We start from the raw sequence: 14,425 nt of genomic DNA on the forward strand, positions 1-14,425 counted from the left end.
GTATGGCTGTGGGGTCTCACTGTGCTTCCCGGGGACGGGCTCTGCGGCGACGCAAGAGCCTGACGGTCAGGTATCCGGCGGCGCCGAGCAGGGCTGTGACGGCGACGATTCCGGCAGTCACCCATTTCCAGCCGATGACGGCTGCGATGACGAGGGGGTCGTTGGGGTTGGTGCCCTTGTACTGAAGCGGGGTCAGCCGTTCCAGGCCCGGGTCGGAGCCGTCGAACCGCACCGGGCCCCATGCCTTGCGGGCTTGCGGATAGGGGTCGTTCTCGATCTTGACCTGGCGGTCCAGGATGAGCGTGGGTCGCTGGTCGGTGTCGAAGCGGGGCCAGGTCAGGCCGGGGGCGCGGGGGGTGCCGTCGGTGGCGAAGGAGGTCCACAGCTGCTGCATGGTCGTGGACAGGGTGGTGTTGGCGGGATCGGTGCCGACCATCGTGTGGGCGCGGTCGCCGGTGAGGGTGCCGAACAGGAACGGGAGTTCGACGGCGTGCGGTGATCCCAGCTGGCCGTCCAGGTCAGGGGAGGTCACAGTCGCCAGGTACATATGGACGGGCACGCCGCGCCGGGACAGGGTCTCGGCCATGCGGATTGCCGGCATCCGGAACCCGACGTCACCGGTCAGCGCCATGCCGGTCTGGGCGTCGTCCAGGTCGGGGCGTTCGCGTTGGTAGGCGTCGATGACTTCCTGGTAGCGGTCGCCGACCAGGGACTTCAGCCACGGCCGGAAGTAGCGTTCCGGGAGTCGGTTCATCTCGGGAATGTAGTGCAGCCAGTAGCGGGCCTCGTCCAGGTTGGTGCCGATGATGACGGGCTTGGTGGGTCCCTCGGGGGAGGCGAGCCGCTGCATCGGCAGCTGAGGGATGAGGGTGCCGTCGACGACGGGGTGGAAGGCGGTGTCGGAGAACTGGGTGTCGTACAGCTTCTTCGCGCTGGCCTGGAGCTTGTCGGAGCTGAGCTCCAGCAGTTCCCTGGGGTGTGAGACCCCGGCCAGGCGGGTGAAGGAGGAGGTCACCTTCTGCGACCAGTCACGGGTGGCGATCGTGCCCGCCGTGCCGCTCTGCAGCACGGCCCGATCGTAGAGGCCGTCGGCGGAGGGAGTGCCCAGCAGCGCCGAGATGCTGATGGCGCCCGCGGATTCACCGACGACGGTGACGTTGCGCCCGTCGCCGCCGAGCGCGGCGGCGTTGGCCCGCACCCATCGCAGGGCGGCCATCTGGTCCAGCAGCCCGTTGTTCATGCTCTGGGCGTAGTCGCCGCCCAGTGAGCTGAGGTCCAGCCAGCCGAACGGCCCGACCCGGTACTGGATGGTCACCACGACCGCGCCGCGCCGCGCCAGGTTGGCCCCCTCGTACCAGGGGTCGCGCGCGGATCCGGAGGTAAAACCGCCGCCGTGGATGAACACGATCACCGGTTTGCGGCCCGACGTCGAGGGCGTCCACACGTTCAGCTTCAGGCAGTCTTCCGAGGTGGGCGTGCCCTTGGCCATCTCATGATCGTCCGGAGTCTGGATACAGGCCGGTCCGAAGCGCGAGGCGTCCAGCGGCGCGCTCCAAGGCGTCGGTGGCACGGGCGCCTTGAACCGCCGTTCCCCCGTCGGCGCCGCCGCGTACGGGATGCCCCGGAATACCGAAAGCCCGTGTTCACCGACCCCGCGTACCGGCCCGTGCGTGGTGGCTATCACTGGCTCCGCGTCCGTGCGTCGCTGTACGGGCCCTGTGGCCGCCTCGGCTGGAAGCGACATCCCCAGTAGCAATCCCGCTGCGGCCAGCGTAGTCGCCGTACGCGACGACGCCGTACGCCCGTCATGGCCGAAGCCTCGTCTTGCGCGCTTCCACAGCCACCGGCCGTTGCCCACGATGCCTCCGCTTCTCCTGGCGGGACCGGTCGGCCACCGCAGGATCAAGGCTGGCCTGGTATCGTATTTATTGTCAAACATGACTAACAATTGGGGTGTATCCAGTGAGCGCCGAGAAGAGACGTGTGGGACGGCCCAGCAAGGCCGCTGTGCGCGCCGATCAGATCCTGGATGCCTTCACCCGCTGCGTGGCCCGCTTCGGTCTGGAAGGCGCCACACTCCAGCATGTCGCGGACGAAGCGGGCCTGGCCCGCGGGCACATCCGCCACTACGTCGGCAACCGCGACGAACTCCGCGACCTGTTCGAGCAGCGGATCATCAGCAGATTCACCGACCGTGCTACGGCTCTCGCTTCGCAGAGCGCCGCCGGGCGAAACGCCGAGGCCCTCGTGCACTACTTCTTCGGTGACGAGCTGGCGCCCGATGATGACAGCGCCGCCATTGACGCCCTCCTTGCCGCCGCCCGATTCGACGACGACCTACGCGAACGAATCCGCGCCGTCTACGCCAATCTCGAAAAAATCCTTGCCACCGCGCTTGCCGAGGACCATCCCGGCCGTCCTGCCACCGTCTATGAGAACGCCGCCTACCAAGTTCTCGCCCTCGCCTACGGCCACTGGACTTTCACAGAGATGGGCTTCCCTCCCGCCCGAAACGCCCCAGCCCTCGATCTCGCCCTCAGAGTGGTCAAGGGCGTCGCAGACACCCCCAACAAGGCTGGCCCTTGACGCCAGCGGGCGCCTCACGTGCTCCGTCAGTGCCCCTTCTCATTGCATCTTTGCCGGTAGCCCACGCCGTGACCTGGACGGATGCAAGGAAGGGCGAGACGGCCCTGCTTCTCGATCGCACCTTCCGTTGTCGCTCAGGCTGGGAATCGCGGCGGCGCCTCACTCCTGGTTGTCGCTGATGTTGACTCCAAGACCGGGCATCCGTGCACCTCGCGCACGGTGAATCTCGCAAATGAACATCTGTGAGAGCTCCGCGAGAGCCCCGGGAGCGATCACGTTTCCGCAGGTCACCATTCGCAAAAGTCCTCTCGAAACCGACGTGTTGTGCGAGGCACTTCTGAGAGACTGCCGCCATGGATCTCGGGCCTGATCAGGCCGCATTGGCGGTAGAACGTCACGGCTGCCCGAACTGTGACGCGCCCGCCGGCAGCGCCTACCGTACCCGGGGCGGCAAGACCGCCGCGAAGTACCACGCCCCCCGCTTCGTCCTCGTCCCCGCGCTCCGCGAGGAACTGGAGATCCCCGTCCCCGCCGACCGGCACCCCGGCCGCGCGTGGAAGCAGGGCCCCGCGCTCGCGATCGTGCCCGCGCCCCGCACCGAGCGACCGGTGAGGATCGGGTACGCGAGGACGTCAACGGCCCGGCAGGAGCTGGCGAGCCAGCTCGAAGCCCTGCACCGGGCGGAGTGCCACAAGGTCTTCAAGGAGCAGATCAGCACCCGGGTGAAGGTGCAGCCTGAGCTGGAGAAGGCGCTCGCCCTGGCCCCCCAGTTCAAGGAGGCCGCGCCCGAGACGCCGGTCATCTTCACCGTCCACGAGCTCAAGCGGCTCGCGCGCAACGCCGCCGAGCTGATGACGCTGTCCGCCGAGCTCCAGGCCGGCGACATCCAGCTCGAACTCCTCACCGGCCCGCTCACCGGGATCTACGACCCCACCGGCATGGGCGCCATGTTCTTCACCGTGCTCCCGTGGCCGGGCAGATCGAGCGCAACTACATCCGGGAGAAGACCCTCGAAGGGCAGGTCTCTGCGGCGGCCAAGGGCAACCACGGCGGACGGCCGAAGGTCATCGACGACGACATGCTCACCTTCGCCGTCGCGCTGAAGAACAAGGGCGTCCCCGTTCTGGGGATCACGAAGAAGCTGGTCATCAAGACGGGAAAGAACGCGGGCAAGAACCCCTCGGTCGCCTCGCTCTACCGGGCGCTCGCTGAGACCGAGGACGCCGCGGCGGACGATGACCTGCCGCTCCGCCCCAAGCCCGTCCGCATGCGCCGACCGGAAGACCCGCTCACCCCGAAGAGATCGACCTCCGCCAGCGCCTCCAGACCCAGCCCCACCCGAACGCCGGAGGCGCCCGTGGATGACTTGGCGACCGTACGCACGCAGGAGTACGCGAAGGTGTACGACGAACTTCTCGGTGCCGCCGCCCGACTCAACATGCTGCGACGCCTGGAAGGCGGGGGCGTCGACCCCCACGCGACCGCGGCCGTGCACGCGCTGCGGTTCGCCGCCACCATCCTCTGGCCAGCAGTCCCGAACACCCCGCCGCCCGGCTACCGCCATGACAGCGAGCGCCTGCTCCAGCTCGCCGCCAACTGGCGCGAGGCAGCACTGAAACTCGGCGAGTTCGCCCCACCGCCTCCTGTCCTGCGGCTCGTCAGCGACACGGCGCCACCCTCGTAGCTCACCGATCCGACATCAAGATCGATCTCACCGATACTGGCTGTTCCGTTGGTCCCCAAGGCCGTACTCCACCAACGACCCCCTGGACTGGGTCCACCACGCCTTCATCGACCTCCTCTGGGCCGAATGGCAAGCGCGCAACCCCAGCCTCGCCAACACCTACAAGGGTTCGACGCACTCGCTTCTCCCTCCCTTCGGCGTCACCGTCGCCTCCACCCTCAACGCCCGCACCCTCGGCTACGTATACCCCCGATGGAGCGGCTCCTCCAGCGGGGCCTGACCGGTTGCCCCGGCGTGGAGGAGTAGACGGGCAGCAGAGCGGCACCCGGTCCCGCGTCTTGCGAAGGGACTCACCGGGCACGTGCCTGGTGCTCCGACTGCCATGAGTGACTCCCGAACTCATGGACATTGACCATGGCCGCAGCACGCGAAGTGACGCCCGAATGTCCTTTGCCACTGAAGTCAGCCGTTTTGTCATTCAACCCAGTCGACGGGGGGCGTGTAATGACCCGAAGGGCGGCCGCTGTCACGGAGACGGGCTTGGCGTCACCAAGACTCCTCCCGTCCACGGCCGTATTCGGCCACCACGGTGCACAGACGCGTCTCAGGAATCGAGCACCGCAGCAACGGCCTCGATCTCGACGAGCTGGTCCTGGTAGCCGAGCACGGTGACGCCCATCAAGGTGCTGGGGACGTCATGGTCACCGAACGAGTCCCGTACCACCTCCCAGGCAGCCACCAGGTCCTCCCGCCGGGCCGACGCGACAAGGACCCTGGTGCTGATGATGTCCTCGAGGGATGCACCGGAGGCCGTGAGAGCAGCCCGCATGTTCTCGACAGCTTTCGCTGCCTGGCCCGCATAGTCCCCGACTGCTGCCATGGAGCCGTCATCGTTCAGCGGACACGCCCCGGCGAGAAAGATCAGCCGCGACTCGGCGGGCGCAGTGGCTGCGTAGGCGTACTCGGCGACGTCAGAGAGGGAGGCGGAGCGGATCAAAGTAATGGCACGAGCCACGGTCATCGAGGCCTTTCTCATCGGGTGTGGAGCCCGGACATCCTGCCCATGCCCTGCTGGTTCCCGCCTCCCCTTTTCCTCGTCGGCCCGCCACGCGACGACCGCCGGATGAGACCGACCGCGAGTCGACTGAGTTGGATGACATATCGACTGGATTCGCTGACAAAGGACAGAAGTCGTCAACAAACGACTCCCGCTCTGAGAACGGGAGTCGTTTGTCAACGGGTTCGGGGGTCGGTTCATCGCTCGCGCCCGTGATCAATGTCGATGAGCTTGGGAGTCACCGCCGCCTAGGCTTGAGCGGGGTGGGACGGAGAGCGTCAGATCGGGGCTGCGCGGCTTATTGGCTCTTCTCGGTGATCATGTTGATCAGGCCCTGAGCCGTGTTGTGCTCGGAGTCGATCCCCAGAACCGCTCCACCTTCGAAAGTGGTGACCTCGGTGCTGCGGCGGAACATGGCCTGCTCGTACTCGGTGAGTGCGGCCTCGATGTCGTCGGGGCGGGCAGCGAGGGCCTTGCCGAGTTCGGCGCCGTCGTACATGGCCAGGTTGGCGCCGTCGCCGTTCGGGGGCGCGAGGTGGGCGGCGTCGCCGAGCAGGGTGACCCCCGGCACCCGGTCCCACCGGTGCCCGGTCGGCAGAGCGTACTGGGGGCGCAGGACCGGCGCTGTGTCGCCGTCGGTGATGAGCGCGGTGAGTTCCGGTGCCCAGCCGTCGAACTCGCGCGCGATCCGGGCGGTGGCCGCGGCGGCATCGGTGAAGTCGATGGCGGCGAACCAGTCCTGTGGCCTGGTCAGCGCCACGTAGGTGTGCAGGGTGTCGCCGTTCTCCCGGTGAGCGAAGATCTCCTTGCCCGGCGAGGGCGCGATCAGCAACCCGCCACCAACCGCTTTCGCGGCGGCTGGGTGGCGGGTGTCGGCGTGGAACAGGTACGTCTCGACGACCGACGTGCCAGCGTACTCAGGTGTGGCGGTGGTGAGCAGTGGCCGTATCCGTGACCAGGCGCCGTCCGCGCCGACCAGCAGGCTGGTGACGACGGTGCCGCCGTCGTCGAACGTCACCTCGTGGCGGCCCCCGCCGAGGGCGCGGGTGCTGCCGGCCTTGTGCCCCCACCGGACGGTGCCGGCCGGGAGTGAGTCGAGCAAGATCTGTCGTAAGTCGCCGCGCTGCACCTCGGGGCGTCCGCCCATGCCGTCGTCGACCTTGTGGAGCAGGACGGTCCCGTCCGGGTCGAGGACCCGCGTCGCCTGTCGGCCCTCCAGGACGATGGCGTGGAACTCGTCCATCAGGCCGGCCGCCTTGAGGGCGAGCTGTCCGTTGTAGTCGTGGATGTCGAGCATCCCGCCTTGCGTGCGCGCCGTCGGGGAGGACTCCGCCTCGTAGACCGTGGCCGGGATTCCGTGAAGGTGCAGGACGCGGGCAAGAGTGAGTCCGCCGAGTCCGGCGCCGATGATCGTGACGGGCATGTGCATGGTGGCTCCTGGGGATCAGGGCCGCCCAGTGAGCTCCCGGCGGCCGTCTCTGGAACGGTGCCGGACCTCGCCGACAAGCCACCGACATCGAACCGGCAGCCGCCGATGGATGACCGACACCGCGCATCAGTCCCGACACGTACCCGGAATGGGGATCCACTCGGCATCCGGGTCGATCGTGCTCATGCTCTCGTTCTCGCATCGCTCCCCGAGCGACGAAGCCCGGCCTGCACGGAGGTACAACGAACGGCCCGACGGGCGCGGTGGCCAGCCGACATGATCCAGGATGCGTGAGCGAGGGGTGCCTCCCGTTCTCGGGTTCTGGCTCAACTTCTGTGGAGCCGCGCCGTGCGCGCTCGTACCCGCGCCGGAGAAACGCACTGACCTGCTGGTTTCCATCGTTCAGCGTTCCGATGAACTGAGCGTCGAGCCGTCACCACGGAAGTTGAGCCAGAGCCTGAATAAATCCCCACCGTTGCTCTTGGTTCCTCATGTGGACACGTCATCGGGGAGTGCCCGAGCCAGAGGCGAAGGTCAGGGCCGGATGTGCTTCAACGTGAATTCGGGCAGGGCATACGGGCCGGCCTGCGGAGCTGAGGGGTCGGCAGGGATGTCGGCGTCGGTGATGTGCGCTGCGTAGACCTCGGCGTTGTCGGAGGGCGTGTAGTCCAGTTCGGACTCTGCGGGAAGGTGCCAGAACCGGCGGGTGTTGGCCGAGACGGCGTACACCGTGGCGAACCGGGTGGAGAGCGGGGCGGTGAGCGCGGCCCGGCTGAAGCCGACGGCATCATGGGGGCTCAGCCACGTCGCGAGATGGCGGGCTTCGGTGGGCGTCTTCTCGAAGCTACCGATACGCAGGCAGATCACCGAGAGGCCGAATTTGTCTGCATAAAGCTGCCCCAGAGCCTCAACGGCTGCCTTGCTCACCCCGTACAGACCATCCGGGCGCACCGGATCCTGGGGACCGGTGAGATGCGCCGTGGGATAGAAACCGGTCACGCGATTGCTGCTGGCCAGCACCACCCGCGGAACGGCCGTGCGCCGGGCAGCTTCCAGGACGCTGTGAGTACCCAGCACATTGACTTCCAGAAGGTCGGGCAGAGGCGCCTCGTCCGGCAGCCCGCCCAGGTGGAGCACCGCGTCCGCGCCCGACAGCGCAGCCTCCACGGCGGGCGCCTCCCGCAGGTCGACCGTGTGGACCACCTCGTTGGCTGCCTCCTGCCGGATCGCAACGCGATCGAGCAGAACCAGCCGGCCCACCTCGCCGCGCAACGCCCGCCGCACCACCGAACCGATATTCCCGGCCGCACCGGTGATAACTACCGTTCCCAGCCCCATTGCGTCTCCTCCCGCTGACCTCGTCAACGCCCTGATCCGGGCAGACGATGATCCTCTCATCGCGAGTCATCGCGGCCAGTGTGGGGAACCAACGTGAGCACGTCTGGGGACGCCGTGAGCAGCGGGTGGGGATATTTTCAAGAAGCGCCATCAAACACGGGCTTGCCCAGGGTCGCCTCAGGCTTGCCCGCGCTGCCGGCGGAGGGGCTGGCTTGGTTGGTCAGGTGCGGCGCGAGAACCAGAGGCCGGTCTTCTGCTCGGGAACGACCTGCTCCGGCTCCGCCTCCGGCCCTTGCTCTTGTCGTCGGTGCTGGTCTGGCCAGGCTTGGCGCATGTCAGCTTCATGCCGCTGGTCGCAGTGCTCGCACAAGGACGCGTTGGCCTCTTGGCTGCTACTCCAGCCGACGCGCTCGACCGCCTCCCACCGCTCGTCGGTGAACTGAGTACCGCATTCGACACAGACAGGGCGGCGGGGGTAGCGCCGGAACTCGTACGACTCCCCACCACGACTCACTGGTTCGTGGTGCTCCTGCTTGCCGGCTGGTTGGCTTTCGTCGACGACAGCCCACTGCTTGCAGCCGTCGCACAGGCCCGGGTGACTGTCCGTCGGCCTCCCCCAGTCCCTCGTGCTGGCCGTCTCCCAGCGGTCGTCGGTGAACCTCACCCCACAGCCGGTGCAGACGGGGCGCTGGGCCTCACGCTCGGCGGCCTTCTTCGTCGCCTGCTCCACGGCCACCCGCCGCTGCTCTGCCTGGCGCTCCTCCAGGGCACGCCTGACCTCGTCCCGGGACCGGGCCTCGGCTGCCTCTCGGCGGGGATTGCCGACCGCTTCCCACAAGGACTGCGGGGCGCGCCGGCCGAAGCGGATGAACACCGGGCCGTGTGGGCCGTGCTCGCGCAGCTTGGGCAGGCTGGTGGCGATGATCGGGATCTTCCCGTCGTATTCGTGGAAGCCTCCCTCGTACCACTCGCCCTCCCACAGGTGCCGGGTGAGCTCGGCCAGGCGCTGGGCGGTGCGGATGGGGTCGCGCTGGCCTTCCCGGTTGAACACCAGCAGCACCGGCGGGTATGAGCTGTCGCCGGACCAGGTCTCCGGCGCTGTCCAGCGGGTGCGCCACATCGGACGTTCCTTGCCGTCGGTGTCCTTGGTCGTCCTGCGGAAGAACCGAGCGTACTTCTCCAGCTTGAGGGCGAGCTCCTCGGCGGTCATGTGGCAGTTGTCGACCTCGATGAACAGCAGCGGCATCTTGTCCTGCGGGGCGGTCAGGACGAGGTCGGCCTGGGCTCCGCCCTTGCCGGGCGCGTTCCAGGTACCGGTGGCGGGGAGCGGGACCTCGGTCCAGTACGAGGCGATCGTGCCGATGCCGCCGGGTGCGTCGACGACGGCCTGCGCGGCGGCCCGGACTTCGGCCGGGTCGTCGGCGAGCTTGGCCATGTCCGGCTTTGGGCGCAGCATGGCGATGACGGTCTCGTTGACGGCCATCGGGTGGGAGCCGCCGCTGGAGCCCGCGCCGCGGGCGGTGGAGCCCATCTCCGTCACCGGGCGGCGCAGCTCGTGGGAAGCGGCCTCCAGGCCCTTGAGCGTCAGGTTCCGCAGCCTGTCTCCCGTAGCCGTGGCACCGCCGGTCTCGGACTGGTTGTGCTTCCGCATGTCGGCGAGCGCGCCGTTGTGTGCGGCGGTCCGGGCGGTCTTCTGCTCGGAGGGAGTCTTCTTGTCGATGTGGCGGTGGTTCAGGTGCGGAGCGCTGATCCGCTGGATCTGATCGGCCGTCGCGACTTTCAGCGCTCCGAGCACGCGCAGCACATCCCCGCGCAGGCTGTTCGAGGATCCTGCCGGGTTGGTCACCCGCTTGCCCGTCATCAGTTCGCCCCCTTCGCCTTATTGGGCGACCGACGGCCGGCTGCACTGCGGACCAGTCCGGCCCGGGACGGCGTCCGCGCCGCCCCGGGGGCAACGGTCTTCTCACATACATCTAGGTGAGAAGAGGGTTGTGACGGCGCAATTTTGGCGCCGATTGCGGCTCTGACCTGGCGTTTTCCCTCCGCCTTGAGTACCGGGCACCCAAGTGGGTTCCCAAGGAGGTCTCCAAGCGCCCCCTCAAGGAGTCCGCTTCGGCTCACCCAGCCCGTGCGGGGCCGGTCCTGGCCCACCTCGGGGCGCCGGGCCAGGGGCTGCGGGCCGCCTGCCGGACGGCAGTGGATTGTCGCCATCGTCGTATCTCCTTCGCTTCCTTCACCACCCCACACCGGGGCAGTGAACCAGCAGGGTGCAAGGCCACCCCTTGACCGCTGTCTGAAGGCCGCCGTCAGAGGGCCGTGTCCAGGGGAAACACCGTGCCCGCCGAACCGGACAAGGGGTCAGCAGCCGGATTGGCTAGCCCGGTCGGCACCTGGTCAAGGGGGTGAGCAGCTTGGGCGACCGTCGAGTGCGGCGCCGGTCAAGGGGGTTCGATCGCCCCCCCTTGACCGAGCGGTTTGTCCGTTCCAGGAGGGAGGAGAAATCTCCGGCCGCTGCTGTCCACAGGCCCGCCGATTGACCCTGCTGGAAGACGTCGCCGTGACCCACTCGGTGGCCGTACGACAGGAGCCTTCGATGCACGAGAACATGCCGATCAACCGCGCGCTGTCCCCGGCACAGGTACAGCTCGCATTCGACTACGTACTGGCGGTCGACGCCCGCGACGACGACGCGGTGGACCAGCTCGCGATCGAGCTCCTCCCCCACCCCGGCCTGCTGGTCGCCATCGCCGAGGAACTCATCTTCCCGGTGACCGCGCTGCCCGACGACGTCGGCGACATCAACGCCGACTCCTTTGTCCTGGCCGAACTCGGCGTCCTCTTCATGACGGCGATCCACATGTGGGCCCACGACTGCCCCGCCAGCGCGGCGCCGACCATCGCCCGCTCCATCGCGTACTTCGTCGCCCAGATCTTCATCATCGACCCGGAGGACGTGGCCCCCGCACTGGAGGTGATACGCGACAGGCGCCTGGAACTCGCCCGCGCGGTGCACACGACCAGCGCGCACCGGTAGCCGCACACCGACCACCGGGTGGATGTGCGCGTGCAGCTCGCATCCACCCACCCGGTCGTCGCCACTCGGTGGCCTCCACTCAATCCGATGGCGACCACCCGGTGGCCTCCACCCGAAGGACATCCACCCGGTGCATGATGCGCACCGCTGATGGCCGGCGCGTGAAAGTGGTACGCATCGGGTGGGCTCGGTGCAGCGCGTTTCCCCTTGACACGGGCCTGTGTCAAGGGGAAACGCGGCAGGGTACGCCAGGGTGGATGAACGGCATCGTCCCGGAGATGTCGTGCATCGTCATCGCGATGCCGTGCACTCCGGGACGATGCCGAGCATCCATGCGGAGAGTGCACGACATCGTCGGTGGACACCGTCTGCATCGAGTGCACCGCACCGGATGCACTCAGCGGCCGGCTCCTGGCCCGTGATGTCGGTCCGGCTGCTGCGGGCGGTGCGCCCGCTGGTCGTCCTCGCGCACCGGGTTCGGTGCGGGGGCGTCCTCTGGGTCGGCGAACTTCTTCGTCCTCGTACGGGCTCCGTCGCCGGCCTTCGTGAAGGCGTCCGTCAAGCGGCGCAGCTGCTCGGCGGTGAAGTCCAGGGCTTCGACGTCTGTCCGCGATGCCTTCAGGACCCGCAGCGCCGCCACGTCGAATGCCGGCTGGGGCTCGTCCTCCGGCTCCGGGCGGTCGGGGCCTGGGTCCTGGCCCGCGATCAGAAGCTCGGGCATCGCCGCTTGCTGGTGTGCGGCAACGTCGTACGCCTGGCCCCGCACGACGGTGGTGCGCAGCTTCCCCCGCACCGCCGCTCCGGCGAGCACCGCACGGTCGTAGCTCAACGGGACGCGGGGAATCTCCCACTCCCCCGCCCCCTGGCCCGGCGGCCGGGGTGCGGCCAGGGAGAAGGAACCCTGGTCGGCCGGTGCGTCCGAGTTGGCCAGGACCGGTACGCCGGAGTCGGCCGGGGGCAGTCGGCCCGGGTCAGGCACGGGGGTCGGTGGGCGCCGGGCGGATACGAGATCGGACAGCGCCCACCGGGCGGTGTAGAGCCGGTAGTCCGACAGCAGGCCGCGTACGGTCTTCGGCTCGCTGATGTCCAGGCAGTACGTGGAGATGGCGGCGCGCACGATGTCCTCATCCAGGCCGGGCTCGCGGCGGCGGCCGCGCAGGACCAGGGCGAGGTGACGGCGGGCTTCGGCGAGCAGGTGCCGGCGGTGGAACCGGCCGCCGCCGTTCATCACGAACACCACCGCCGCGACGTCCACGGCCGCCAGGGCGACGTCGACAATCGCCGCGACCCGGGCCCGGATCGCGGCTGCTGCGGCGCGGGCGCGCTCGAGGAGTGAGTTGATGACGTCGGCGGCCACCTTGGAGGTGGCTATCGCGCACTGCTTCCAGTCGGCGCGCAGTTGCGCGAGCGACCGGGCCTTCGGCTTGGGCGGGCGGGTCTTGTGGGCGGCCATCCGCATCAGTTCCACCCGGGCCCGCTCAGAGACCGCAGGCAGGTACTTCAGCTCGCCGTCGTCGTCGACGGCGGTGACGTACTCGGTCTCCAACTCGGTGAGGCAGGCGGCGATCTGCTCGCCGCGCATCGCGGTCCAGCCGATCAGCTCGTGCGGCACCCCGGCAATCTCCATAACGGGCCGGCGCCCGGCAGTGACGGTGCGCGGCTGGGTCGCCAGCCCCAGCGCCTCACAGACCTCAGCGGCCACGATCTCGTTGTAGAGCGAGGACGCGGCGACCGTGTTCTCGAACATGACCTCCGAATGGATCGACCCCCACGTCCCGTCCAGGCGCTGCCCCTTCACGGACAGCAGCAGGTGGTCATGGAGGAGAGGCATCCCTGAGCGTGCTTCGTAGTGGCGGAAGCGGGCCGCGACCAGACCGCCGGGCGGCCGGACCTTGTAGATGCCGTCCTTGCCGTACCGGATGACCGCGACCTCGTCCTCGATCCACTGCAGCACCCGCTCGATCGCGCGCTCGTGCGCGGCCTCGATCACCCGCCGGGTCTCCTCATCACCCAGCGCCCACAGGAGGTAGATCGTCGGCTGCGGCCGGAAGACGAAGTCGACGCCCGTGACCATCACCCGGCGGCCGAGGGCGCCGGCCTTGAACGCCTTCTTCGGGGACTCGCCCTTGGCGAGCCGGTCGGCCTCGATCCGGTCCGCGTACGGGTGCCGGCCCCGCTCGCCGAACAGGTTCCGCAGCTGCGCCTCGGTGACCTCCTCACCCGGCGCGAGCCCGAGCACGGCCAGGCCGCGGCCCATCCATCGCCCGGCCGGGACACCGGCCCGCTCCTGGGCCTCGCGCAGCCGCGTGCGGGCAGGGCGGCGGCCGTCGCCGACGGCGGTCTGGCGCAGGAAGTAGCGGTACATCTGACCGGCCCGGACGACCCTGATATCCACTGTCATGGAGACCACGCCACACGGCTCTGACCTGCAAGAAAAGGCCGATCAGCAGGACGTCCCGCCAGGCGGGAGCAGCGGTCGAACTTTCTTCTCGTGCGCCCGCCGGGCAGGAAGCGGCCCCGGGCTGGACGCGAATGTCATCGCTCTCCGGCGACTCTCACACCTCGGCCCGGACAACACCATCCAGCACCACTGAGCACCATCCAGCACCATGGAACGAACACCACCAACGAGCACCGCCTACAGCAGCCTCCGGCGACCGCCGGGGGCTTCGTCGTGGACACGGGCATGGCGGAGCCATTTGGCCTCGGAGGTGAAGCCGAGTATGGCCTGCATCGTGGCGAGGGTGACCAGTTCGGCATCACTCAGGCGGGGCGTAATGCTGGCCGGCTGGCGCCACGGCGCCAGCTCGGGATACTCCTTCAGCATGTCGTCGGTCGCCGCCATCACCCCCTCGACGCCTTCACCCAGCAGGCCGCCGTCGACTACATCCACCTCCGGCACCAGCGCTGGCCACATACCCGCAACCCTCACGTGTTCATCAGCTCGCAGACCGCGCACACCCGGGCCCCGGTCACAACCGGCTGGATGCAGCCTCTGCTGCGCGGCCTCCCGGTCGCCGCCCAGCAACTTCGCGAGGACCGAATCCTCGAAGAGGCCGCCGTCACCGGCGCTGACCCGCAGCACCTATGCGCGGTGTTCAACACCACTCCGGAGACCGGACTCCGCTACACCGGCTTCTTCCACCCCGACCCCACCGACAGCGACGACGTATCCGGCTGCCACATGGAGACATCGTGACCGACCACCACGCTCACCTGCTCGCCGCCATCGTCGAGCTCGGCGGTGAGCTGGAGCTCCCAGCTACCCGTAACGGGCGCTTCAGGGGCGCGGTCATC

General features: G+C 68.6%; 12 protein-coding genes and 1 pseudogene. 6 read left to right on the top strand and 7 right to left on the bottom strand.

Annotated elements, in window-relative coordinates; genetic code table 11:
• Positions 1-16: 16 nt before the first annotated feature.
• On the bottom strand, positions 17-1,939 hold the full coding sequence (locus ACIQU4_RS41375) for a carboxylesterase/lipase family protein (protein ID WP_403742807.1): 1,923 nt from the start codon (positions 1,937-1,939) through the stop codon (positions 17-19).
• Between the two features lie 23 nt (positions 1,940-1,962).
• Between ACIQU4_RS41375 and ACIQU4_RS41380 the strand changes: the two genes are divergently transcribed.
• The 4 genes from ACIQU4_RS41380 (at position 1,963) to ACIQU4_RS41395 (ending at position 4,550) form a co-directional block, all read left to right on the top strand.
• The gene (locus ACIQU4_RS41380) at positions 1,963-2,586 is read left to right on the top strand and encodes a TetR/AcrR family transcriptional regulator (protein WP_403742810.1); all 624 of its coding nucleotides are present in this window, start codon (positions 1,963-1,965) and stop codon (positions 2,584-2,586) included.
• A 353-nt stretch (positions 2,587-2,939) separates the two neighbouring features.
• Complete coding sequence (locus ACIQU4_RS41385; RefSeq protein WP_403742813.1) at positions 2,940-3,689, top strand: recombinase family protein; 750 nt, start codon at positions 2,940-2,942, stop codon at positions 3,687-3,689.
• Entirely contained in the window at positions 3,665-4,270 is a 606-nt protein-coding gene (locus ACIQU4_RS41390; RefSeq protein ID WP_403742817.1) for a hypothetical protein, read from the top strand. The genes ACIQU4_RS41385 and ACIQU4_RS41390 overlap by 25 nt, the downstream gene beginning before the upstream one ends.
• Before the next feature lie 40 nt (positions 4,271-4,310).
• Positions 4,311-4,550 carry a tyrosinase family protein gene (locus ACIQU4_RS41395; RefSeq protein ID WP_403742840.1) on the top strand — a complete coding sequence of 80 codons (240 nt, stop codon included), beginning with the start codon at positions 4,311-4,313 and terminating at the stop codon, positions 4,548-4,550.
• 324 nt (positions 4,551-4,874) lie between these two features.
• Here the strand turns inward: ACIQU4_RS41395 and ACIQU4_RS41400 are convergent, their stop codons facing one another.
• The 4 genes from ACIQU4_RS41400 to ACIQU4_RS41415 form a co-directional block, all read right to left on the bottom strand.
• Entirely contained in the window at positions 4,875-5,285 is a 411-nt protein-coding gene (locus ACIQU4_RS41400) for a RidA family protein (protein ID WP_403742843.1), read from the bottom strand.
• Between the two features lie 340 nt (positions 5,286-5,625).
• Positions 5,626-6,756 carry an FAD-dependent oxidoreductase gene (locus tag ACIQU4_RS41405; protein WP_403742820.1) on the bottom strand — a complete coding sequence of 377 codons (1,131 nt, stop codon included), beginning with the start codon at positions 6,754-6,756 and terminating at the stop codon, positions 5,626-5,628.
• A 534-nt stretch (positions 6,757-7,290) separates the two neighbouring features.
• Entirely contained in the window at positions 7,291-8,094 is an 804-nt protein-coding gene (locus ACIQU4_RS41410) for an NAD-dependent epimerase/dehydratase family protein (protein WP_403742823.1), read from the bottom strand.
• A 220-nt stretch (positions 8,095-8,314) separates the two neighbouring features.
• Entirely contained in the window at positions 8,315-9,955 is a 1,641-nt protein-coding gene (locus ACIQU4_RS41415) for a replication-relaxation family protein (RefSeq protein WP_403742826.1), read from the bottom strand.
• A 732-nt stretch (positions 9,956-10,687) separates the two neighbouring features.
• Here ACIQU4_RS41415 and ACIQU4_RS41420 point away from each other — a divergent pair.
• Complete coding sequence (locus ACIQU4_RS41420) at positions 10,688-11,128, top strand: hypothetical protein (protein ID WP_403742828.1); 441 nt, start codon at positions 10,688-10,690, stop codon at positions 11,126-11,128.
• A 397-nt stretch (positions 11,129-11,525) separates the two neighbouring features.
• On the opposite strand, the gene mobF is transcribed toward ACIQU4_RS41420, so the two are convergent.
• Together mobF and ACIQU4_RS41430 are read right to left on the bottom strand one after the other, a co-directional pair.
• On the bottom strand, positions 11,526-13,529 hold the full coding sequence (mobF, locus tag ACIQU4_RS41425; protein ID WP_403742831.1) for a MobF family relaxase: 2,004 nt from the start codon (positions 13,527-13,529) through the stop codon (positions 11,526-11,528).
• 273 nt (positions 13,530-13,802) lie between these two features.
• Positions 13,803-13,955, bottom strand: a pseudogene (locus ACIQU4_RS41430) (IS982 family transposase); the annotation flags it as partial.
• Between the two features lie 159 nt (positions 13,956-14,114).
• Here ACIQU4_RS41430 and ACIQU4_RS41435 point away from each other — a divergent pair.
• A complete protein-coding gene (locus ACIQU4_RS41435) occupies positions 14,115-14,327 on the top strand; it encodes a hypothetical protein (protein ID WP_403742834.1) in 213 nt (70 codons plus the stop codon).
• Positions 14,328-14,425 lie beyond the last annotated feature (98 nt).

This window comes from Streptomyces sp. NPDC090741, assembly GCF_044769045.1.
Taxonomy (GTDB): domain Bacteria; phylum Actinomycetota; class Actinomycetes; order Streptomycetales; family Streptomycetaceae; genus Streptomyces.

What these genes read in the sequence shown, in the direction of transcription:
- ACIQU4_RS41410 (WP_403742823.1), bottom strand. Translation starts at nt 8,094, where the DNA reads ATGGGGCTGGGAACGGTAGTTATCACCGGTGCGGCCGGGAATATCGGT.
- ACIQU4_RS41435 (WP_403742834.1), top strand. Translation starts at nt 14,115, where the DNA reads ATGCAGCCTCTGCTGCGCGGCCTCCCGGTCGCCGCCCAGCAACTTCGC.
- mobF (WP_403742831.1), bottom strand. Translation starts at nt 13,529, where the DNA reads ATGACAGTGGATATCAGGGTCGTCCGGGCCGGTCAGATGTACCGCTAC.
- ACIQU4_RS41405 (WP_403742820.1), bottom strand. Translation starts at nt 6,756, where the DNA reads ATGCACATGCCCGTCACGATCATCGGCGCCGGACTCGGCGGACTCACT.
- ACIQU4_RS41415 (WP_403742826.1), bottom strand. Translation starts at nt 9,955, where the DNA reads ATGACGGGCAAGCGGGTGACCAACCCGGCAGGATCCTCGAACAGCCTG.
- ACIQU4_RS41375 (WP_403742807.1), bottom strand. Translation starts at nt 1,939, where the DNA reads ATGTTTGACAATAAATACGATACCAGGCCAGCCTTGATCCTGCGGTGG.
- ACIQU4_RS41390 (WP_403742817.1), top strand. Translation starts at nt 3,665, where the DNA reads ATGCTCACCTTCGCCGTCGCGCTGAAGAACAAGGGCGTCCCCGTTCTG.
- ACIQU4_RS41385 (WP_403742813.1), top strand. Translation starts at nt 2,940, where the DNA reads ATGGATCTCGGGCCTGATCAGGCCGCATTGGCGGTAGAACGTCACGGC.
- ACIQU4_RS41420 (WP_403742828.1), top strand. Translation starts at nt 10,688, where the DNA reads ATGCACGAGAACATGCCGATCAACCGCGCGCTGTCCCCGGCACAGGTA.